Origin of the sequence: Actinacidiphila paucisporea (assembly GCF_900142575.1) — a bacterium.
GTDB classification, from domain to species: Bacteria; Actinomycetota; Actinomycetes; order Streptomycetales; family Streptomycetaceae; genus Actinacidiphila; species Actinacidiphila paucisporea.
In genome coordinates this window covers 194,119-214,960 of record NZ_FRBI01000012.1, presented here as the reverse complement: position 1 = coordinate 214,960, position 20,842 = coordinate 194,119, and the positions used below count along the sequence as shown (strand labels likewise).

General features: G+C 73.0%; 15 protein-coding genes. 7 read left to right on the top strand and 8 right to left on the bottom strand.

All coding sequences use genetic code 11. The features are described from left to right. Positions 1 to 196: 196 nt before the first annotated feature. Both BUE44_RS19790 and BUE44_RS19785 read right to left on the bottom strand, forming a co-directional pair. Complete coding sequence (locus BUE44_RS19790) at positions 197 to 946, bottom strand: hypothetical protein (RefSeq protein WP_073500275.1); 750 nt, start codon at positions 944 to 946, stop codon at positions 197 to 199. 193 nt (positions 947 to 1,139) lie between these two features. Then, positions 1,140 to 2,807: a PucR family transcriptional regulator gene (locus BUE44_RS19785; RefSeq protein WP_073500316.1), complete on the bottom strand. Its 1,668-nt coding sequence runs from the start codon at positions 2,805 to 2,807 to the stop codon at positions 1,140 to 1,142. A 266-nt stretch (positions 2,808 to 3,073) separates the two neighbouring features. On the opposite strand from BUE44_RS19785, the gene BUE44_RS19780 reads away from it, so the two are divergent. The 6 genes from BUE44_RS19780 (at position 3,074) to BUE44_RS19755 (ending at position 10,904) form a co-directional block, all read left to right on the top strand. Continuing rightward, positions 3,074 to 3,970, top strand: coding sequence for an FAD binding domain-containing protein (locus BUE44_RS19780; protein WP_073500274.1), 897 nt, complete (start codon positions 3,074 to 3,076; stop codon positions 3,968 to 3,970). Continuing rightward, positions 3,961 to 4,437: a (2Fe-2S)-binding protein gene (locus BUE44_RS19775; protein ID WP_073500273.1), complete on the top strand. Its 477-nt coding sequence runs from the start codon at positions 3,961 to 3,963 to the stop codon at positions 4,435 to 4,437. Before BUE44_RS19780 ends, BUE44_RS19775 begins: the two co-directional genes overlap by 10 nt. A 5-nt stretch (positions 4,438 to 4,442) precedes the next feature. Further along, a complete protein-coding gene (locus tag BUE44_RS19770; RefSeq protein WP_073500315.1) occupies positions 4,443 to 6,824 on the top strand; it encodes a xanthine dehydrogenase family protein molybdopterin-binding subunit in 2,382 nt (793 codons plus the stop codon). 123 nt (positions 6,825 to 6,947) lie between these two features. Then, positions 6,948 to 8,414: an NCS2 family permease gene (locus BUE44_RS19765; RefSeq protein WP_073500272.1), complete on the top strand. Its 1,467-nt coding sequence runs from the start codon at positions 6,948 to 6,950 to the stop codon at positions 8,412 to 8,414. 34 nt (positions 8,415 to 8,448) lie between these two features. Continuing rightward, on the top strand, positions 8,449 to 9,618 hold the full coding sequence (locus BUE44_RS19760) for an XdhC family protein (RefSeq protein WP_073500271.1): 1,170 nt from the start codon (positions 8,449 to 8,451) through the stop codon (positions 9,616 to 9,618). A gap of 191 nt (positions 9,619 to 9,809) precedes the next feature. Further along, complete coding sequence (locus tag BUE44_RS19755; RefSeq protein WP_073500270.1) at positions 9,810 to 10,904, top strand: winged helix DNA-binding domain-containing protein; 1,095 nt, start codon at positions 9,810 to 9,812, stop codon at positions 10,902 to 10,904. A 40-nt stretch (positions 10,905 to 10,944) separates the two neighbouring features. On the opposite strand, the gene BUE44_RS19750 is transcribed toward BUE44_RS19755, so the two are convergent. The 6 genes from BUE44_RS19750 to BUE44_RS19725 all read right to left on the bottom strand — a co-directional run bounded on the left by BUE44_RS19750 (position 10,945) and on the right by BUE44_RS19725 (position 19,387). Beyond that, positions 10,945 to 12,924 (bottom strand): sigma-70 family RNA polymerase sigma factor, encoded by a 1,980-nt coding sequence (locus BUE44_RS19750; RefSeq protein ID WP_073500269.1) that lies wholly within the window; start codon positions 12,922 to 12,924, stop codon positions 10,945 to 10,947. Positions 12,925 to 13,027: 103 nt separating this feature from the next. After that, positions 13,028 to 14,470 (bottom strand): cellulose binding domain-containing protein, encoded by a 1,443-nt coding sequence (locus tag BUE44_RS19745; protein WP_073500268.1) that lies wholly within the window; start codon positions 14,468 to 14,470, stop codon positions 13,028 to 13,030. Positions 14,471 to 14,563: 93 nt separating this feature from the next. Next, positions 14,564 to 16,063 carry a beta-N-acetylhexosaminidase gene (locus BUE44_RS19740; protein ID WP_073500267.1) on the bottom strand — a complete coding sequence of 500 codons (1,500 nt, stop codon included), beginning with the start codon at positions 16,061 to 16,063 and terminating at the stop codon, positions 14,564 to 14,566. 128 nt (positions 16,064 to 16,191) lie between these two features. Then, positions 16,192 to 17,070: a carbohydrate ABC transporter permease gene (locus BUE44_RS19735; protein WP_235002271.1), complete on the bottom strand. Its 879-nt coding sequence runs from the start codon at positions 17,068 to 17,070 to the stop codon at positions 16,192 to 16,194. Beyond that, positions 17,067 to 17,912 carry a carbohydrate ABC transporter permease gene (locus tag BUE44_RS19730; protein ID WP_073500313.1) on the bottom strand — a complete coding sequence of 282 codons (846 nt, stop codon included), beginning with the start codon at positions 17,910 to 17,912 and terminating at the stop codon, positions 17,067 to 17,069. The genes BUE44_RS19735 and BUE44_RS19730 overlap by 4 nt, the downstream gene beginning before the upstream one ends. 191 nt (positions 17,913 to 18,103) lie before the next feature. Beyond that, complete coding sequence (locus BUE44_RS19725) at positions 18,104 to 19,387, bottom strand: extracellular solute-binding protein (protein ID WP_073500312.1); 1,284 nt, start codon at positions 19,385 to 19,387, stop codon at positions 18,104 to 18,106. 229 nt (positions 19,388 to 19,616) lie between these two features. Between BUE44_RS19725 and BUE44_RS19720 the strand changes: the two genes are divergently transcribed. Beyond that, complete coding sequence (locus tag BUE44_RS19720; protein WP_073500266.1) at positions 19,617 to 20,453, top strand: GntR family transcriptional regulator; 837 nt, start codon at positions 19,617 to 19,619, stop codon at positions 20,451 to 20,453. The last annotated feature ends 389 nt before the right edge of the window (positions 20,454 to 20,842 follow it).

The following is a 20,842-nucleotide window of genomic DNA, read 5'->3' as shown; positions in this document are numbered from 1 at the left end:
CTGCTTTCCCGCCGTCTCTGCTGAGCGCGCACGACGGCGCCGCAGGCACACAGCGCACCGCAAGGGGCAATCCCTCAGGGGCGCGGGGAACGGCGCGCGTAGCCACGACGCCAGCCGCGGGCACACAGCGCACCGCAAGGGGCAGCACCCCAGGGCCGCGGGGGCGCCGCGATGGGCAAGGGAACCCCCGGAGGGGCTAGGTCGGGAAGGAAGGCGCCAGCCATGTGGGGATCGCGCCCAGGAGGGTGAAGAGGCGGGCGGCTTCGGCGCGGAGGGCGGCGGCCTCCTCGTCGGGGGAGACGTCGGCCAGGGCGAGCAGCGCGGGAGCGGTGCCCACGAGGTGGCCGAGGGCGACCCGGATGCGGAGGGACTCCGCGAAACCGTGCCTGGCCTCGGCGAGATCGCCGTCGGCCGCGGCGAGGCCGGCCAGGTGGCGCCACGTGAAGGACGTGAGGAAGGTGTCGCCGTGCGCCACGGCGCCGGCGTGCGCACGCCGGTAGGCGGCGCGGGCAGCCGCCGGATTCCCGGCGATGTTCTGGGCGACGAGCCCGCGCCGGAAGTCCAGCAGGGGCCGCCCGGGCGACCCCGGTGACAGCAGCGCGGCACTGCGCCCGAAGGCGGACCGCGCCTCGTCGGCGCGGTCGCGTACGGAGTGCAGCGTGGCCCCGTAGGCGAGGAATCCGCGCTCGGAGGCCGCGGCCCCGCGCTCCTCGTCGGTGCCGGCCAGCGCCTCGGCGACGCGCAGCGCGTCCTCCGCCTCGGCCCACCCGTCGAGGTGGTAGAAGCTGCCCTCGATGAGGATCTCCGCCCGCCGCAGCGCGGCCACCGGGTCGTCGGCGCAGTGGGGCGCGAGCAGCGCCGCCGCTTCCGCCCAGCAGCCGCGGGCCCGCAGCCGCCAGACGTCCGGTACTCCGACCACAGATTCCGACAGGGCGGTTTCCGCCACAGCTTCTCCCCCAAGCGCGTCGTCGAGCCAGTGCGAAGTGCGTGCCGTGCAGGTGCGGACGGTGGGTCCGGAGCGGGCCGGTATCGGAGGCACATGTCCGGCAGTTGTCCGCGTGCCTGCCGGTGGCGGAAGTTCAACATGCGGCGGGGCCTCCCGCCAAGGGGCTGGAGATCACATCTTGTGAACGGGATCACTAGCTCATGCGCAGCGCCAGGAAGAAGTCGAGCTTGTCCTCGAGTCGGGCCAGGTCACGGCCGGTCAGCTGCTCGATCCTGCTGATCCGGTACCGCAGCGTGTTGACGTGCAGGTGCAGGCGGCCGGCGCAGCGGGTCCATGATCCGTCGCAGTCGAGGAAGGCTTCGAGGGTCGGGATCAGCTCGGAGCGGTGCCTGCGGTCGTAGGCGCGCAGCGGGTCGAGCAGCCGGGCGGTGAAGGCGCGGCGGACGTCGTCGGGCACGAAGGGCAGCAGCAGGACGTGCGAGGCCAGCTCCTCGTGGCCCGCGACGCACACCCGCCCCGGGCGGGCGGCGGCGACCCGGCGGGCGTGCCTGGCCTCCTCCAAGGCGCCGCGCAGGCCTTCGGGGGAGTGGACGGCGGCGCTGACGCCGACGGTGAGCCGGCCGTCCTCGCCGAGGCCGCGGGCCAGCGGCCCGCGCAGCAGCCCGAGCAGCGCCTCGGCGTGCAGCGGTTCGGGCGCGGCGCCGACCATGCCGGGGGTGGGTCCCGGCAGGCTGCCGGTCAGCGGGACCAGCGCCATGGCCGTGTCCTCGGCGTGCGCGACCGCGATCCGGTCGGCGCCGTCGGGCCCCTGGGTGGCATGGTCGGCGAGCACCTCTTCGAGCAGCGCCTGCGCGACCGGGCCCGCGGGCACCTCGCCGCCGGCCCAGTCGACCTTCGCGATCACGATCTGCCAGTAGGGCTCACCGCCGGCGCCCGGCACCAGTACGGGCGCCGCGGCCCGCAGCCTGGCCCCGATCTCGGCGGGCGCGGCACCGCCCCTGACTAGGTCGAAGACCTCGCCGGCCAGTCGCCGCCTGACCATGCGGGAGGCGTCGCGCCGGTCGCGTTCCACGGCGATGAGCTGGGTGACGCCCTGGAGCAGGTCGAGCCGCTCGGCCGGCCACTCGCCCGCGTCGGCCTCGACGGCCAGGAACCAGTCGGACAGCACCCGGGAGCGGACGTCGCCGGTGCCGGAGCCGGCGCGTACCGGGAAGACCGAGTACGTACGCCCCTGCACCGCGACCCGGTGCGGGCCCGGGCGGCCGGTGCGGGCGGCGGCCTGCTGGGCGCCGGCCAGTTCGGCGCGTACGGGGGCGGGCAGCGGGTGGCCCGCGCCGCCGATCTCCCGGCCGGTGGAGGACAGCACCCAGGCCCGCAGGTCCAGGTCGCTGCCGAGCAGGTCGAGCACGGCGTCGGGGCCGCCCCCGGCCGGTCCTGAGGACATCAGCCGCCGGTGGCGCTCGACGACCGCGGCCAGGTCGCCGGCCCGCTCGCCGGAGACCTGCCGGACGACGTATTCGGTGATGTCGGCGAAGGCGACCCGCTCGTCGACCGCGAACAGCGGCAGCCGGTGCCGGGCGCAGGCGGCGATGAGGTCGTCGGGGATCGCGCCGAGTTCGGCCTCGCCCGCCGCGAGTCCGGCGACACCGGCGCCGGCCAGCAGCCGGACGAAGTCGTCGCTGTCTGCGGCGGTGCGCCGCCAGGCCAGCCCGGTCAGCACCAGCTCGCCGCCGGTGAGGTAGCGGCTGGGGTCGCGCAGGTCGGTGGTCATCACCCCGCGGACCGTACGGTCGAGTTCCGCTTCTCCGCCGAGCAGCCGCAGGCCGAGAGCGTCGGTGTCGAGGAGTGCGCGCAGCCGCATCGTGGTCGCCTTGTCCTGTCGTGCCATCGCCGGTTCGTTGCTCGGCCGGCGTCGTACGTGGCCAGTGGGAAACCGTGAGGTTTCCCGACGGTCTCTTTCAGAGGAATCTACAAGACCTGGTTGCTGGCCAGCCGAGCGCTTCATGTTTTCGGTGACTGCACCCGGACGGCCCAGCGGCCGTGTACTGGGCCCACGCAGCGTGTACAGGACATGAACAGCCTCGGTCGTACTCCCGCTCGCCACCCGGATCCCGCGAAGGACACCCCATGGAATTCCTGCGCCCCGCCAGCTGGCAGGAGGCGCTCGCCGCCAAGGCGGAGCACCCCTCGGCCGTGCCCATCGCGGGCGGTACCGATGTGATGGTGGAGATCAACTTCGACCACCGCAGGCCGGACCACCTGCTGGACCTCAACCGGATCGGCGAGCTGGAGGAGTGGGAGACCGGCGAGGACACCGTACGCCTGGGCGCCTCGGTCCCCTACTCGAAGATCATGGCGGGGCTGCGCCGGGAGCTGCCGGGGCTCGCGCTGGCCAGCCACACGGTGGCCTCCCCGCAGATCCGCAACCGCGGTGGCGTCGGCGGCAATCTGGGCACCGCCTCGCCCGCGGGCGACGCCCACCCGGCGCTGCTGGCCGGCGGCGCCGCGGTCGAGGCGGAGTCGGTACGCGGCAGCCGGCTGATCCCGATCGACGACTTCTACACCGGCGTCAAGCGCAACGCGCTGGCGCCCGACGAGCTGATCAGGGCCGTGCACCTGAAGAAGGCGTCGGGGCCGCAGCAGTTCTCCAAGGTCGGCACGCGCAACGCGATGGTGATCGCGGTGTGCGCCTTCGGCATCGCGCTGCACCCCGACACCCGCACGGTCCGCACCGGTATCGGCTCGGCCGCACCCACCCCGGTCCGGGCCAGGACCGCCGAGGAATTCCTCGCCGCGGCCCTGGACGAGGCGGGCCTGTGGGAGAGCCGCAAGGCCGTACCGCCCGCGGTGGCCAAGCAGTTCGCGGTCCTGGTGGCCGCGGCCGCCAACCCGATCGACGACGTACGGGGCACCGCCGCCTACCGCCGGCACGCGCTCGGCGTGATGGCGCGCAGGACGCTGGGCTGGACGTGGGAGCAGTACCGCGGTCACGGAAGCGAGCAGGGGAGTACGTCATGCGCGTGAGCTTCACCGTCAACGGGCGGCCGCAGGAGGCCGACGACGTATGGGAGGGCGAGAGCCTGCTGTACGTGCTGCGGGAGCGGCTGGGGCTGCCCGGCTCCAAGAACGCCTGCGAGCAGGGCGAGTGCGGGTCGTGCACGGTACGCCTCGACGGGGTGCCGGTGTGCTCGTGCCTGGTGGCCGCGGGGCAGGCGCAGGACCGGCGGGTCGACACCGTCGAGGGCCTGGCCGGCGAGGGCGGCGAACTCTCCCCGATCCAGCAGGCGTTCGTGGACGCCGGCGCCGTCCAGTGCGGCTTCTGCACTCCCGGGCTGCTGGTCGCCGCCGACGAGTTGCTCGAACACAACCCGTCGCCCAGCGACGGCGACATCCGTGAGGCGCTGTCGGGCAACCTGTGCCGCTGCACGGGCTACGAGAAGATCCTCGACGCGGTCCGCCTGGCGGCCGCCCGTACCGGACAGGCGGTGTGAGCGCGATGGGCATCACCCGTACGCCGACCAGCCTCACCCAGTCGGAAGCGACCAGGGGCGGCATCGGCGAGTCCACCCTGCGGCCCGACGGGACCCTCAAGGTCACCGGCGAGTTCGCCTACTCCTCCGACCTGTGGCACGAGGACATGCTGTGGGGCTACACCCTGCGCAGCACCGTCGCGCACGCCACGATCGCGTCCATCGACACCGGCGAGGCGCTGGCCACCCCCGGCGTCTACGCGGTGCTGACCTACGACGACCTGCCCACCGAGGTCAAGCACTACGGCCTGGAGATCCGGGACACGCCGGTCCTCGCGCACGGCAAGGTCCGCCACCACGGCGAGCCGGTCGCGCTGGTCGCCGCCGACCACCCGGAGACCGCCCGCAGGGCCGCCGCCAAGATCCGCGTCGTGTACGAGCCGCTGCCCGTCATCACCGACGAGGCCTCGGCGACCGCGCCGGACGCGGTCCTGGTGCACGACGGCCGCGAGGACCACCACATCGGCCACGTCGCGCACCCCAACATCGTGCACCGCCAGCCGATCCTGCGCGGCGACGCGGACCGGGCCGCCGCGCGCGCCGACGTGGTGGTCAGCGGCGAGTACGTCTTCGGCATGCAGGACCAGGCCTTCCTGGGCCCCGAGTCGGGGCTCGCGGTGCCCGCCGAGGACGGCGGCGTCGACCTCTACGTGGCCACCCAGTGGCTGCACTCCGACCTGCGGCAGATCGCCCCGGTGCTCGGGCTGCCGGAGCGCAAGGTCCGCATGACGCTGTCCGGCGTCGGCGGGGCCTTCGGCGGCCGGGAGGACCTGTCGATGCAGATCCACGGCTGCCTGCTCGCGCTGCGTACCGGCAAGCCCGTCAAGATCGTCTACAACCGCTTCGAGTCCTTCTTCGGCCACGTCCACCGCCACCCGGCCAGGCTCTGGTACGAGCACGGAGCCACCCGGGACGGCAAGTTGACCCACGTGCGCTGCCGCATCGTGCTGGACGGCGGCGCCTACGCCTCCGCCTCACCCGCCGTCGTGGGCAATGCCGCGTCGCTGTCCATCGGCCCCTACGTGGTGGACGACGTGGACATCGAGGCGCTGGCCCTCTACACCAACAACCCGCCCTGCGGGGCGATGCGCGGCTTCGGCGCGGTCCAGGCGTGCTTCGCCTACGAGGCCCAGATGGACAAGGTCGCCGCCCGACTCGGCATGGACCCGGTCGAATTCCGGCAGATCAACGCCATGGAGCAGGGCACCGTCATGCCCACGGGCCAGCTCGTGGACTCACCCGCGCCGGTCGCCGAACTGCTGCGCCGGGTCAAGTCCCGCCCGCTGCCCCCGGAAAGGCAGTGGGAGACCACCGAGGGCGCCGACGTCCGCGCGCTGCCCGGCGGCCTTTCCAACACCACGCACGGCGAAGGGGTCGTGCGCGGGGTCGGCTACGCCGTCGGCATCAAGAACGTCGGCTTCTCCGAGGGCTTCGACGACTACTCCACCGCCCGGGTGCGGATGCAGGTCATCAACGGCGAGCCCGTCGCGACCGTGCACACCGCGATGGCCGAGGTCGGCCAGGGCGGTGTCACCGTGCACGCGCAGATCGCCCGCAGCGAGCTGGGCGTCACCCAGGTCACCATCCTGCCCGCCGACACCCGGGTCGGCTCCGCCGGCTCCACCTCCGCCTCCCGGCAGACGTACATGACCGGCGGCGCGGTCAAGAACACCTGCGAGGCCGTACGCGAGAAGGTCTTCGACCTCGGCCGCCGGAAGTTCGGCACCTACCACCCCGCCTGGGCCACCGCGGAACTGCTGCTCGAAGGCGGCCGGGTGGTCACCGACGGCGGGGAGGCGCTGGCCGAAATCGCCGACGTCCTGGAGGACGAAGTGGTGGACCTGGAGCTGGAGTTCAGGCACCGGCCCACCCAGGCCTTCGACCTGCGCACCGGCCAGGGCAACGGCCACGTCCAGTACAGCTTCGCCGCCCACCGCGCGGTCGTCGAGGTCGACACCGAACTGGGCCTGGTCAAGGTGGTCGAACTGGCCTGCGCCCAGGACGTCGGCAAGGCGCTCAACCCGCTGTCGGTCGTCGGCCAGATCCAGGGCGGCACCACCCAGGGACTCGGGGTGGCGGTGATGGAGGAGATCGTGGTCGACCCCAAGACCGCGCTGGTCCGCAACCCGTCCTTCACCGACTACCTGATCCCCACGATTCTCGACACGCCCACCATCCCGGTCGACGTGCTCGAACTCGCCGACGAGCACGCCCCTTACGGGCTGCGCGGCGTCGGCGAGGCACCCACCCTGTCGTCCACCCCGGCGGTCCTCGCGGCCATCCGGCAGGCGACCGGGCTGGAGCTCAACAGAACACCGGTCAGGCCGGAACACCTGACCGGGTCGTAGGCGCGCAAGCGCAAGGCAACCGTTCGCCTCGGGCCGTCCCCCGGGTCGTGCAGGCCACGCAGATCCCAAATCCCGACCGCACCCCGCGGGCGGGTGCCCCTGTGAACCTTGGGAGTTGGCATCATGACCCAGACACCAGTGGAGCCGCGCACCGCGGCCCGGCACGGGGGCTCCGGCCCGCGTGTGCCCACCGGCAGATCCTGGCTCGACCGGTACTTCCTCATCTCCGAACGAGGCTCCTCGATCCCCCGCGAAGTGCGCGGCGGCGTCACCACCTTCATGGCGATGTGCTACATCCTGCTGCTCAACCCGCTGCTGCTGTCCGGCCCCGACGCGGCCGGCCACAAGCTCGGCCATGCCGCGCTGATCACCGCGACCGCACTGGCCGCCGCGGTCTCCACGCTGCTGATGGGCTTCTTCGGCAAGGTGCCGCTGGCACTCGCCGCAGGGCTCAGCGTCGCCGGGGTGATCTCCACCCAGGTGGCGCCCAACATGACCTGGCCGCAGGCCATGGGCATGTGCGTGATCTACGGCCTGGTGATCGTGCTGCTGGTGGTCACCGGGCTGCGCGAGATCGTGATGAACGCGATACCGCCGGCCCTCAAGCACGGCATCACCATCGGCATCGGCCTTTTCGTCGCCATGATCGGCCTGGTCAACGCCGGCTTCGTCGGCAAGGGCGACCCGCACGGCAGCGCACCGGTCACCCTCGGCACGGGCGGCCGACTGGCCGGCTGGCCGGTGCTTCTGTTCTGCGCCACGCTGCTGCTGATCTTCATGCTCCAGGCCAGGAACGTGCCCGGCGCGATCCTGATCGGCATCGTCACCGGCACCGTGCTCGCCGTCGTCGTCAACGCCGTCGGCAACCTCAGCCCCGCCGTGTGGGGCGGCAGCGCGCCCGAGCTCCAGGGCAGCGCGGTGTCCGCACCGGACTTCGGGCTCTTCGGCCACGTCGAGTTCGGCGGCTGGGGCTCGATCGGCGGCATGACGGTCGGCGTCATCGTCTTCACCCTGGTGCTCGCCGGGTTCTTCGACGCGATGGCCACCGTCATCGGCGTCGGCACCGAGGCCGGGCTCGCCGACGAGCGCGGCCGGATGCCGGGCCTGTCCAAGGCCCTCTTCATCGACGGCGCCGGCGGCGCGATCGGCGGGGTCGCGGGCGCGTCGGGGCAGACCGTCTTCATCGAGTCCGCGACCGGCGTCGGCGAAGGCGCCAGGACCGGCCTGTCGTCCGTGGTGACCGGGCTGCTGTTCGCGCTCGGCCTGTTCTTCACCCCGCTGGCGCAGATCGTGCCGGGACAGGTCGCCGCAGCGGCGCTGGTGGTGATCGGCGCGATGATGATGGGCAACGCCCGGCACGTCGACTGGTCGGACCGCGCCGTCGCCGTGCCGGTCTTCATGACCGTCGCGCTGATGCCCTTCACCTACTCCATCACGGCGGGCGTCGGCGCCGGCGTCGTGTCGTACACCGCGATCAGGGCCGCCCAGGGGAAGTGGCGCGAGCCCGGGGCCTTCATGTGGATACTCACCGCGGTCTTCACCGTCTACTTCGCCCTGCACCCCATCGAAGGCTGGCTCGGGGTCAACTGACCGCCGGGCCCGCGGAACCGAGGAGCTGAACGCCATGCTGGACATCGCCGACGAGCTGCACCGCTGGTGCGCCCAGGGACGGCCCTTCGCGGTCGCCACCGTGGTCGCGACCGGCGGCAGCGCCCCGCGCAGCCCCGGCGCCGCGCTGGCCGTCGACGCGGACGGCGCAGCCGTCGGCAGCGTGTCGGGCGGGTGCGTGGAAGGCGCGGTCTACGAGCTGTGCCGGGAGGTGCTCGCCGCCGGGGGCGCCTCCCGGCCGGTGCTCCAGCACTTCGGCTACTCCGACGAGGACGCCTTCGCCGTCGGCCTGACCTGCGGCGGCGACATCGACATCCTCGTCCAGCGGATCGACCCGGCCGCCGCCCCGCAGATCGCCGCCGCCCTGGCCGCCGCCGCCCGCGGGGAGGCGGCGGCCGTCGCCAGGATCACCGCGGGCCCGGCGGACCTGGTCGGCCGGGCGCTGCTGGTGCGGCCCGAGGGCCCCGCCGAGGGCACGCTCGGCGACGGGCTGCGGGACGCCACCGCGGCCGCCGAGGCCCGGGCGCTGCTCGCCGCGGGCCGCACCGGGGCGGTCGTCCTCGGCGCCGACGGCAGCCGCTGTGGCGAGCCGCTCACGCTGCTGGTCGAGACCAGCGTGCCGCCGCCGCGGATGCTGGTCTTCGGCGCGATCGACTTCGCCGCGGCGCTGGTACGGGCCGGCGCCTTCCTCGGCTACCGGGTGACCGTCTGCGACGCCCGCCCGGTCTTCGCCACCGCCCGCCGCTTCCCCGACGCCGACCAGGTCGTGGTGGAATGGCCGCACCGCTACCTGGCCGCCGAGGCGGACGCCGGGCGGCTCGACGCGCGCACGACTGTCTGCGTCCTCACCCACGACGCGAAGTTCGACATCCCGCTGCTGGAAACGGCGCTGCGGATGCCGCTCGCCTACGTCGGCGCCATGGGTTCCCGCCGCACCCACCTGGACCGGCTCGGCCGGCTGCGCGAGGCCGGCCTGCGCGAACTCGACCTGGCCCGGCTGCGCTCCCCGATCGGGCTCGACCTGGGCGCCCGCACCCCGGAGGAGACGGCGCTGTCCATCGCCGCGGAGATCGTCGCCGTACGGCACGGCGGTTCGGGCGCGCCGCTGACCGGAGCGCACACCCCGATCCACCACGACACGGCTCCCCGCCGCCTGGGCGATGCGGCGGCCGACCCGGCGGCATAGCCAGCCCCTGCGGGGTGCTGTTACGGACTCCACAGTTGCGTCGTGTGGGTGGCTTGTCGCGCCGCTCTCCCCCAGAGCTTCGCCTGGGGGCACCCCCACGCGCCCCTTTGGGCTTGCCCTCTGCGGTGAAGAGGGCGTTGGGGTGGCGCTCGCGGACGGGAACTGTCCGCATGGCGCAATACCGTAGGCACATGGCCACCCTGGCGCTGGATCTGCGCACCCTCAACCGCACGCTGCTCGACCGCCAACTCCTGCTGGAGCGGACCGGGTCGGGCGCCGAGGGTGTGGTCGGGCACCTGCTGGGGCTCCAGTCGCAGACGCCCACCTCGCCGTATCCGGGACTGTGGACGCGGGTCGACGGATTCGATTTCGGGGACCTGGGCGAGCTGCTCGTCAAGCGCCGGGCGGTGCGGCTGGTGCTGATGCGCAGCACCGTGCATCTGGTGACCGCGGCGGACGCGCTGCTGCTGCGGCACTGGCTCGAGCCGATGCTGGAGCGGTCCTTCCGCGGGTCGCAGTGGGCGCGGGGAGCGGCCGGCGCCGACCGGGCCGAGGTGATCGCCTTCGGCCGCGCGCTGCTGCGCGAACAGCCGCGCACGCCCGCCGAGTTGCGTACCGAACTGGGCGAGCGCTTTCCCGCCGCCGACCCGGCCGCGCTGGTCAACGCCCTGCGCTCCTGGGTGCCGTTGGCGCAGCTGCCGCCGCGCGGCGTGTGGGGGGCGGGCGGCGGGACGACGTACGGCCTGCTGGAGGACTGGCTCGGCCGGCCGCTCACCCCGCCCGACCCGGCCGACCTGGTGCGCCGCTATCTGGCCGCCTTCGGCCCGGCGAGCCCCGCCGACATGCAGAAGTGGAGCGGCATGACCGGCCTCAAGCCGGTCTTCGGCCGGATGGACCTGCGCTCCTACCAGGCCGAGGACGGCAGGGTCCTGCACGACCTGCCCGACGCCCGACTGGCCGACCCCTCCGTGCCGGTGCCGGCCCGCTTCGTCGCCGACTTCGACAACCTCCTGCTCTCGCACGCCGACCGCACCCGGATCGTGCCGGAGGCCTACCGCCGCCGGGTGATGACGGCCAACGGCATCGTGCGCGGCACGATCCTGGTCGACGGGTTCGTCGCCGGAACCTGGCGCGTGGACCGGGCGAAGGGCGCGGCCGCCGTCGCCGTCACGCACTTCGCCCCGCTGAGCGCCGCCGACCGGGACGCCCTGACCGGCGAGGGCCTGCGGCTGCTCGCCGCCGCCGACCCGGGCGCCGCGCACGAGGTGACCTTCACCGCGGGCTGAGCCGGCGAGGTGCGCCAGCGGGGTGGGACAGCAGGGTGGGTCAGCGGGCCGCCTCGAAGGCCCGCCCCGCTGGCGTCTCGACGGCACCGCTGCGGAAGAGGCCGCTGCTGGGCTTCGCGTCGTCGGCGCCGAGGCCGAACCACGCGTACCGCTGGAGGTACGGCAGCCCGTCGAGCATCTTCGCGGCCGCCGTGACGAAGGCGGCCTGCTGCTGGTCGGTGGGGAAGCGGGTGCCGTTCGCGAAGTCGATCAGCGCGAACTCGGTGAGCCAGATCGGCTTGTGGTAGCGGTTGTGGACCGCCTGGAGGTACGACTTGAGCTGCGCCACCGCGTTCGGCGTGGTGAAGTCGCCGCCGTACCAGTGCAGGGCGATGAAGTCGACCCGGTAGCCCTTGGACTTCGCACCCGACATGAAGCGGTCCAGCCAACCGCCCGCCGTGTCACCGCCGTAGGCGACAGCGGGACTGCCCAGCACCTTGCCCACCGCCTCCAACTTCGGCCACAGGGACAGCGCCTGGTCGACGGTCATGTTCGACTGCGCCGACATGTCGGGCTCGTTGAAGCCCAGCAGGTACGGTCCGGCCTTCTTCGCCGCCGCGAGCCCGCTCGCGTCCGCGCTCGCGCTGCCCCAGATCATCGGGACGAACCCGGGGCCGCTGACCCCGCTGTGGGTCGTCGACCAGGTGTAATACCAGGCGGCACCGGACTTGCCGAGCGCCGAGTCGACCCCGTTGAAGGTCCACACCCCGACGCCCTTGCGGGTCGAGGTGGCCGGCGCCGCGGGCGGCGGCGCCGCGACGGGGGCGTGGGTGGCGGGCGGCCTGCTGCTCGCCGGGGCCGTCGGCCTGGGGGAGGGCTTCGACGGGCTCGGTGAGGCGGTGGTGGGTGGCGGGGTGCTGGCGCGGGCGGTGGTGGTGCTGACGGCACGCGGGGCGGCGGAGGCGTCGGCGGCCGGCTCGTTGTCCTGGCCGCCGGCCGTCAGGTGCACCGCGAGCAGCGCGCCCGCCGCGACCGCGGCGACGGTGCCGACGGCGGCGCCGGTCACCCCGGCCGGGCCGTGCAGCAGCCGCGGCCTGGCCCGCGAGCCGTGCCGCGCACCGCTCCGCCGTGGGGGGCGTGGGCGCGGAGCGGTGCGCGGGTCCGGGGTGGGGGGTCCTGGGTGGGCGGATGCGCCCGGGGCGGGATGGCCCGGCGCGGACGGGTGGCCGAGAGCGGCCGGCGCCTGCGCCGCGAACGGGCCGCCCAGCCCGATCGGCACCGGCAGCAGCGGCAGGCCGCTGAGCAGCCGGTCCATGGGCAGCAGCGCGCCCCCGCGGCGGGTGCAGTCGGCGCAGCCGCGGATGTGCCGGGCGAAGCGCTTGCGCCACAGCGGGCTCGGCACGCCGTCCCAGCCGCCGGTCAGATGCCGCAGCCCGTCGCACTCGGCGCCGCCCAGCGCGCGCACCACCGCCCGCGACGTCTCCAGCTGCTCCTTCATACGCTGCACCTTGACCGCAGCGTGCTGCCGGGTAAGGCCCAGCGCGTCGGCCAGTTCCGAGCGGCCCAGGTCGCCGGTCTCCTCCAGCCACCACAGCGCCAGCAGCGTGCGGTCGTCGCCGTCCAGCCAGCGGGTGGCCTCGGCGATGTCGCGGCGCTGGTCGGTCAAGCCGAGCCGCAGGATGGTCACCGCGGCGAAGTCGGAGGCGGGATCGGGTATCAGCTCGGCCGCGTCCAGCGCCGTCCGGTGGTGCCAGGAGGCCTTGCGTGCCTGCTCGCGGTCCCGCACCTGGCGTACCGCGATGGCCACCAGCCAGGACCTGAAGGCCGCCGGGTCCCGCAGGTCGGCCAGACCCCGCACCACCCGCAGCAGCGTCTCCTGCACGACGTCGTCCACGTCGTCGTGGCCGTCGAGCGCCCGGCCCACGATGTTGTAGACCAACGGCAGGCACTGGGCGACCAGGCGGTCGAGCGCCCGCTGATCGCCCGCACGCGCCGCGGCCACCAGCGCGGGGTCGGGTCCGACACGGTCGCCTGCGCGCATGGTGCTCCACTCTCCGTCCGTCACTTCTCCCTACGGACAGGAGACGGTGCCACGCCCGGCGGATAACGGAAACCCGCCGGGCGTGGCGAAGTGTGCCGGGGATCTACGGGTTGGGCACCGTGTCGGTGAACGTGGTGCCCGCGGAACGGTAACCCGCGACCTTCGCGCTCACCTGCGCCGGGGTGAGCACCTGGTCCTTGACGAAGGCGACGTAGTCGACCTGCTCGTCGTACGACCGCGGGGTGCTGCCGGTCTGCCCGGCCAGGTCGATCAGCCAGTGGTTGAAGTCGATCCACTGCGGCGTCTCGGGCAGATACGGCTCGCCGTGGGTCGCCACGACCTGGCCGTCGATGTAGTAGGTGATGCTGGTGTTGTCGATGGTGATCTGCAGGTCGTGCCAGCCGTCGAGGCTGCCGTACTGCTGGCCGTGGGTGTTGACCGCGTTCCACGGGTCGGGGTTGTAGGTCTCCCAGGACGTCTCGTACATGATGTTCTGCGTCTCGCCCCAGCCGCCGTTGGGCAGGTACTCGAAGTCCTGCTCGCTGTAGTTCGGGTCCATCGGCGCGTTGAGCGGGGTGAAGGTGAAGAACGTCTGGTTGACGTGGTCGCCGTCGGGGCCGCCGGTGGGGGTGTCGTCGAAGCGGACCCGGGCGGCGTACGTGCCGTATCTGAACTTGCGTGCGGTGGTCTGGAGTTCGGTCTCCCTGGTGCCCGACGCCGTGCCGTCCGTGGTGAGCCGCAGGTTCATCACCTTGTTCGACCCGTCGGCGACGAAGGTGATGTCCTGCGGCGACCAGGTCGCGCCGGCCACGCCCGGGCCGCCCTGCCCGGACTTCACCGTCCAGCCGTGCTGCTGCACGGCCGCGTCGGAGCTGGAGGAGTAGGAGAAGTCGTCGAAGAGCGCGGGGCCGCCCGGGTCGCCGCCGCCCGGCGAGGTCGGCGGGGTGGTCGGCGGGGTGGTCGGCGGGGTCGTGGGAGGAGTCGTGGGCGGCGTCGGGTCGTTGCCCGCGGGCGCGGTGCCGTAGACGACCGCGCCGGCGTCCTGCACGGTGAGCTTCGGCCAGTTCGCGTACGCGGTCTGGGCGCCGTTGAAGGAGTAGTCGTCGGACTGCGTGAGGGTCTGCCAGTCCGCCCGGTAGAAGCGCAGTTGCAGGTCTCCGGTGTTCTGCCCGGGCGCCAGCGAGCCGGCGCCCGCGGTGAAGCCGACCTCCAGGTAGCGGTCGGCGGTCGCGGTGGGGTGGGCCAGGGTGCCGAAGGTGCCGGTGACGTTGGCGCAGCCCTTGACCGCCCAGGAGCAGGCGAAGCGGTAGGTCATGCCGGCGCTGTCGGAGTGGAAGTAGTAGCGGACGGTGACGCGGCTGAGCGGCACCGTGGTCGAACCGGTGTTGGTGACCTCCAGCCACGGCTCCGACTGGTCGGCGGTGGCACCGGTCGCGCTGGTGCGGTACTGCGCGGTCAGCGAGTCCTGGGCCGCCGCCGCGGGCAGCGCGGTGAGCGCGGCGCAGCCGAGGCCGGCCGCCACGCACACCGCCATCGCGGTGCGCATCCGGGCGGTGAGCCGCGGCTTCCTTGCGGGTGACGGGTCTTGTGCGGTGATTCCTGACACGGGTGATCCCTTTCCAGTGGGGTGGTGGCTGGGTCAGTGCGAGGTGGTCGTGGGGGCGGGGCCGCGGCGCGGCACGCGCAGCGCGTCGAGGCGGGCCTCGTGCAGCCGCAGCGCGGGGCGGAAGTCGGTGGCCCAGTCGCTGGCCGGGTTCCAGGCCCGGTCGGCGAGCGCGGCCAGCCGGGGGAAGGCCAGGTATTCGGCCTGGCCAGGGGTGCGGACGTACTCGGTCCACAACTGCGCCTGGGTGCCGAGCACCCGGGCGGCGGCGGCCGGCTCCCAGTCGGCGGGCGCCGGATCGTTGCGGTGGACGGCCCGCAGGTCCACCACGCCGCCGGCCTGGCCCGGCGGCTCGGCCGGGTCGTCCGACTGCGGGTAGTCCAGATACGTGGAGCGGTAGGGGGTCATGATCACGTCGTGGCCGCGCCGGGCGGCGGCCAGGCCGTGGGCGGCGTCCCGCCAGGGCATCACGGTGAAGTCGGCGGGCAGCGCCCCCGAGTCCTCCGCCCAGCACAGCGGGCGCCGCCCCTGCGCCAGCAGGAAGTCGCCGACCTGGCCGAGGAACCAGCCGTGCAGCTCCTTGGGCGATCCCAGGCCCAGTTCGGCGGCCCGCCGCCGCGCGGCCGTACTGGTCTCCCACTCGGTGACCGGGCACTCGTCGCCGCCGACGTGCACATAGGGCGAGGGGAAGACGTCGAGCACCTCGCCGAGCACCGTCCGGCAGAAGTCCAGCACCTCGTCGTGGACGCCGAGCACGGTGTCGCACACACCCCACTGGGTCCACACCTCCAGCGCCCGGCCCGGCACATTGCCCAGCCGCGGATACGCCGCCAGGGCCGCCCGCGCGTGTCCCGGCATCTCGATCTCGGGGACGACGGCGACCCCGCGCTCGGCGGCGTAGGCCACCAGGCCGCGCAGCTCGGCCGCGGTGTACGCACCCGCGTGCGGTTCCGCTCCGCCGCGCACCGAGCCGACCTCGGTCAGCGCCGGGTAGGCGTCGACCGGCATCCGCCAGCCCTGGTCGTCGGTCAGGTGCAGGTGCAGCACGTTGAGCTTGTGGAAGGCCAGCAGGTCGGTGAACCGCTTCAGGAAGGAAACCGGTTGGAAGTGCCGGGCGACGTCGAGCATCGCGCCCCGCCACGCGAACCGCGGCACGTCGGTCATCTGCACCCCCGGTATCCGCCAGGGCACATCGGCCACCGGGCGCGCCGACAGGGCCTGCGGGGGCAGCAGTTGGCGGATCGTCTGCACACCCCGCAGCAGCCCCGCGGGGCGGGCCGCGCGCAGCAGCACCGCGTCGGGGCCGACGGTCAGGCCGTAGCCCTCCTCGCCGAGGCCGCCGAGCATCGAGTCGACCACCAGCACGACGTTGCCGGTGGGGGAGTGCCGCAGCGGCAGCCCGGTGGCGGGGGCGAGCAGCGTACGCAGCAGCCGTGCGGCGCCGAGTGCGTCACCCGACGCGCGCAGGGTGGTGGATTCGTCGAAGGTGAAGTGGCCGGGGATGCGGGCGAGATGGGTGGGGTGCGGAATGATCACGGCGGTGGCTCTCCAGGTCTCCCTGGCCTCCGGCGGGCGGGGGCGGGATGGGCGGCACGGGGGCAGCACGGGGCGCGCGCTCGGCGGGAGCGCGGATCGGCCGGGCTTGTGCGGGGTGTTCTGCGGGGTCAGCCCTTGACGGCGCCCGCGGTCATTCCGGAGGTGACGCGGTTCTGCAGCACCAGGAAGACCACCAGCACCGGCAGCATGAACATCGAGGAGGCGGCCATCGTGGCGCCCCAGTCGGTGCCGAAGACGTTGCTGAACGACGACAGCCAGACCGGCAGGGTGCGGGCGTCCTGGTTCTTGATGATCAGCGTGTTGGCGAAGGCGAACTCGTTCCACGCCGTGATGAAGCCGAACAGCGAGGTGGACAGCAGCCCCGGCGCCAGCAGCGGGAAGGTCACCCGGCGGAAGGCCTGCGGCCTGGTGCAGCCGTCGACCTGCGCCGCCTCCTCCAGCTCCACCGGGATCGCCGCCAGGAAGCCGCGCAGCGTCACGATGGTGAAGGGCAGCGTCGTCATGAAGTAGACCAGCGTCAGCATCGACAGCCTGTCCAGCATGTCGGTGTCGCGGGCGATCACGTACATCGGGATCAGCAGCGCCTCCCAGGGCGCCATCTGGGCGACGAAGACCATCAGGATGAAGGCCCGCCGCCCCCGCCACCGCATCCGCCCGACGGCGAACGCCGACAGCAGCGCCACCACCAGGGACATCAGCACCGCGCTCAGCGTCACCGTCAGGCTGTTGCGCCAGAAGGTGCCGAAGCCGGGGGAGTGCACGGCGGTGCCGAAATGCGCCATCGTCGGGTGCAGCGGCAGGAAGGACGGGGTGTCCGACTGGATGTCCGCGGCCGGCTTGAAGGCGGTCACCACCATCCAGTAGACCGGGAAGACGGACACGGCCAGTGTGAAGAGGGCGGCCAGGTTCAGCGGCAGCCGGCTCAGCCGCGGCCGGCGCCTCGGCAGGGCGCGCAGCGGCGCCTTACCAGTGCTCAGAGCGGTCACAGCGCGCCCTCCTGGCGGAACATCCGCCGCAGGTTGAACACCAGCGCGGCGAGCAGGATCAGTACGGTCAGGGTGGAGACGGCCGCGCCCAGGTCGTACTTGTGCAGCGACTGGGCGATCTGGAAGGCGTAGACGGGCAGCGTGGTCGTGGCGCCGTTCGGGCCGCCCTCGCTGATCACCCAGATCTGGGTGAAGGCCTTGAAGCACCAGATCACTTCGAGCGAGGTGACCAGCGCGAACAGCGGCCGCAGCATCGGGAAGGTGACCAGCCGGAAGGACTGCCAGGCACCCGCGCCGTCGATCCTGGCCGACTCGTACAGCTCGACCGGGATGGTGGTGAGGCCGCCGTAGAGGGTCAGCGCGGCGAACGGCACCGACTGCCACACCACCAGCACCACCAGGATCGCGAAGGTGGAACCGCCGTGCGCGAACCAGGTGTAGTCGCGGTAGGAGTCGAAGCCCAGCTTGACCAGTGTCCAGTTGACCACTCCGAAACGGGACTGGAACAACCACTGGAAGATGGTGGTGGCGGCGATGACCGGGGTCGCCCAGGTCAGCACGAGCCCGCTCATCACCGCCAGCCGCATCCGCCGGCCCAGCCGGTTCAGCATCAGCGCGACCAGCGTGCCGAGCACCATGATCAGCACGACGTTGAGCCCGGTCCACCACAGGGTGCGCCGCACCACCGTCCAGAACTCCGGATCGTCCAGCACCGTGCGGTAGTTGGCGAAGCCGACCCAGGTCGCCCCGCCCCTGATCAGCTCACCCAGCCCGAAGTGCTGGAAGGACATCACGGTGTTCCTGACCAGTGGATAGACCAGCAGGAAGGCCGCGCCGAGCACGGTGGGGGCGATGAGCAGATACGGCCAGACCGCGCCGAGGCGGCGCCGTCGCGGCCGCGGTACGGCCGGCGGCGGCTCCACGACGGCCGGCCGCGGGGCGGCGGAACGAGCGGTGAGCACGGATTCCCTCCGGGGATGGGGGTGGGGACGGGGGTGGGGCGGCGGTCGGTGGCGAGGCCTGCGGGGTCGGCTCAGGAGGCGGTGTTGAGCGCCTTGGTGATCGCTGCCGAGGCGGTCCTGCCCGCGGCGTCCGGGTCGGCGCCGGTGAGCACCTGGGTCATGTACTGCTTGATCGGGTTGTTGGCCTCGACCGCGGCCCAGTTGGGGGAGTTGGGGGTGGCGTGGCCGTTCGCCGCGCCGATCGCCATCACCGACGCGCCGGGATTGCCCGCGAGCACCGCGGCCAGCGACGTGCGGTTGGGCACGTAGCTCATCTCCTTGGCCATGTCGGTCTGGAAGGCCGTGCCGGCCAGTGCCTTGACCACCTCGTAGGCGAGCGCCTGGTGTCGCGACGCCTCCGGGATCACCAGGTCCGAGCCGCCGGTGAAGACCGCGCCGGGCTTGTCGGCGGTCTTGCCCGGGATCGGGAAGAAGCCGATCTTGTCCTTCAGCGCCGGGTTGGACTTGGTGATGATCGAGGCGCCGCCCGGCACCGAGATGATCTGCGCGGTCTTGCCCTTGGCGAAGACGTCCGCCTGCAGCGGCTTGGCCTCGTCCGCGTCCTTGGGCCCCTTCCCGAGGGCCTGCAACTGCTGGTAGAAGGCCATACCCGCCTTCGCCTGCGGGGTGTCCAGCGTGCCCTTCCACCGGTCGCCGTCCTTGACCGCGAGGTCGCCGCCCTCGTCCCAGACGAAGCCGGCCAGCGCGTACCAGGTCTGGCCCGGCAGGTAGATCCCGTCGTTGCCGCCGGTGTTGAGCTTGGTGGTGTCCTGGATCCACTCGGCGCGCGTCTTGGGCGGGGTGGTGATGCCGGCCCGCGCGAACAGGTCCTTGTTGTAGATCACCACGCGGTTGGCGGCGTACCACGGGACGCCGTACTGCTTCCCGTCGATCTTCCCCGGGTCGGCCAGCCCGGGGATCCAGTCCGACCCCCGGAGGTCGCCGACCTTGTCGGTGAGGTCCTTCACCCCGCCGCTGGCCGCGTACTGCGCGACCTGGGTGTTGCCGACCTCCATCACGTCCGGCGCGTCCTTGCTGGCCAGCGCACTGGTGATCTTCTGGCCTATGCCGTCCCACGGCTGGATCTGGAGGTCCAGGGTGGTCCCCTGGTGGGCGGCCTCGAAACTCGCCTTGAACCGGCTCAGCACCCCGTCGGACATGCTGTCCTGCATGATCCACACGGTCAGCTCGGCCGGGGCCGGGGTGTCGCCGCCCGCGGACTTCGCGGAGTCGGAGGAGGAGGACGAGCCGCAGGCGGTGAGGCCGACGGCCGCCAGTACGAGTGCGGCGGCGGCGGGGAGGAGTCTGGATCTCACGGTGATGTCACCTCGGGAAGCGCGGGCGGAATTGACCACTTGCCAACTGGTCTGGTGCTGCTCGCAGAAGGTGGCATAGACCACTGGTGACGTCAAGGGCCCGCGCACGACCGGGAATCAGGTCGTATACCGTGGTGTACTGGGACGCAGCCGCTCGCCGTGGCTGGCGTGCTGGTCAACATCTGGATAACCTCAGCTGGACAAGCCACCGCACGGAAGGGACACCGTCATGGTCAGCGAGCCGTCGCGCTCCGCGGTGAAACGCGAACGGGTCCGCGACTACCTCATGGAGCTGGTCGAGTCCTGCGCCCCCGGCGACCCGATCCCCTCCGAGCGCACCCTGTGCGAGCAACTCGGCGTCTCCCGCCCGACGCTGCGCTCCGCCGTGGACGAACTGGTCACCACCGGCCTGCTGGTACGCGAGCACGGCCGCGGCATGTTCGTCGCCCGCGCCAAGATCACCCAGGAACTGGCCCCGGCCCGCGACGCGTACCGCCTGCCGCAGGCGTCCGGCAGCTGGGCCAGCAAGGTGCTGGAATTCACCACGGTCCAGGCCGGCGCCCGGGTCGGCCGCCGCCTGCACGTCTCGCCGGCGGCGGAGATCACGTACATCGCGCGGCTGCGGCTCGTGGACGACGAGCCGATGGCCATCGAGTACCTCCACGTGCCCGCGGCGCTCGTTCCCGGGCTCCAGCCGGGCGACATGGAGTCCGGCGACTTCTACGACTTCCTGCGGGAGCGGCACGGCGTCCGCGTGCACGAGGCCGTGCAGTCCATCGAGCCGACGGTCACCAACGAGGAGGAGGCCAGGCTGATCGGGGTGCCCGTCCTCTCCCCGGCGCTCCTGTTCGAACGCCTCACGAAGGACACCACCGGGCGCCCGGTGGAATACGTGCACTCCGTCTACCGCGGTGACCGCTACCGCATCGTCTCCCGCCTCGCGCTGGGCGACACCGCCCCCGCCACTCCGCTGTCCGCGGCCCAGCACCATCCGGGCATCCCCCCGGGTGACCTCGCCTCCCGCCGCGAGGTCATGACCACCGGGGACGTCCAGCCAGGATCTTGACCCGAGCTGGGTCTCGCGGTCCCGCCCCCGCGGCGCTTCCCCCGGCCCCGGGGGTCCCCCCTTGCGGTGCGGTCGCTTGCCCGCGGCCGCGCGGCTCCCGCGCCCCGGGGGGGGTGATTGCCCCGTGCGGTGCGTTGCCTTCTTTCCCGCCTTCCCGGCTGGGCGCGCAGTTCTCCCCCAGAGCTTCGCCTGGGGGCACCCCCACGCGCCCCTTTTGGGCCTGCGTCCTCCGCCGACCAGGGCTGCTCCCTGGCAAGGGCTCGCCCTTCGCGCAGAGGGCGAGCGTTTTTCAGGGGCGCGGGGAACTGCGCGACAAGCCACGACGCCGCCGCAGGCAAGCGACGCACCCCACGGGGCAATCACCCAGGGGGCGCGGGGGAACTGGCAGG

What these genes read in the sequence shown, in the direction of transcription:
- BUE44_RS19780 (WP_073500274.1), top strand. Translation starts at nt 3,074, where the DNA reads ATGGAATTCCTGCGCCCCGCCAGCTGGCAGGAGGCGCTCGCCGCCAAG.
- BUE44_RS19755 (WP_073500270.1), top strand. Translation starts at nt 9,810, where the DNA reads ATGGCCACCCTGGCGCTGGATCTGCGCACCCTCAACCGCACGCTGCTC.
- BUE44_RS19750 (WP_073500269.1), bottom strand. Translation starts at nt 12,924, where the DNA reads ATGCGCGCAGGCGACCGTGTCGGACCCGACCCCGCGCTGGTGGCCGCG.
- BUE44_RS19775 (WP_073500273.1), top strand. Translation starts at nt 3,961, where the DNA reads ATGCGCGTGAGCTTCACCGTCAACGGGCGGCCGCAGGAGGCCGACGAC.
- BUE44_RS19770 (WP_073500315.1), top strand. Translation starts at nt 4,443, where the DNA reads ATGGGCATCACCCGTACGCCGACCAGCCTCACCCAGTCGGAAGCGACC.
- BUE44_RS19760 (WP_073500271.1), top strand. Translation starts at nt 8,449, where the DNA reads ATGCTGGACATCGCCGACGAGCTGCACCGCTGGTGCGCCCAGGGACGG.
- BUE44_RS19765 (WP_073500272.1), top strand. Translation starts at nt 6,948, where the DNA reads ATGACCCAGACACCAGTGGAGCCGCGCACCGCGGCCCGGCACGGGGGC.
- BUE44_RS19720 (WP_073500266.1), top strand. Translation starts at nt 19,617, where the DNA reads ATGGTCAGCGAGCCGTCGCGCTCCGCGGTGAAACGCGAACGGGTCCGC.
- BUE44_RS19785 (WP_073500316.1), bottom strand. Translation starts at nt 2,807, where the DNA reads ATGCGGCTGCGCGCACTCCTCGACACCGACGCTCTCGGCCTGCGGCTG.
- BUE44_RS19745 (WP_073500268.1), bottom strand. Translation starts at nt 14,470, where the DNA reads ATGCGCACCGCGATGGCGGTGTGCGTGGCGGCCGGCCTCGGCTGCGCC.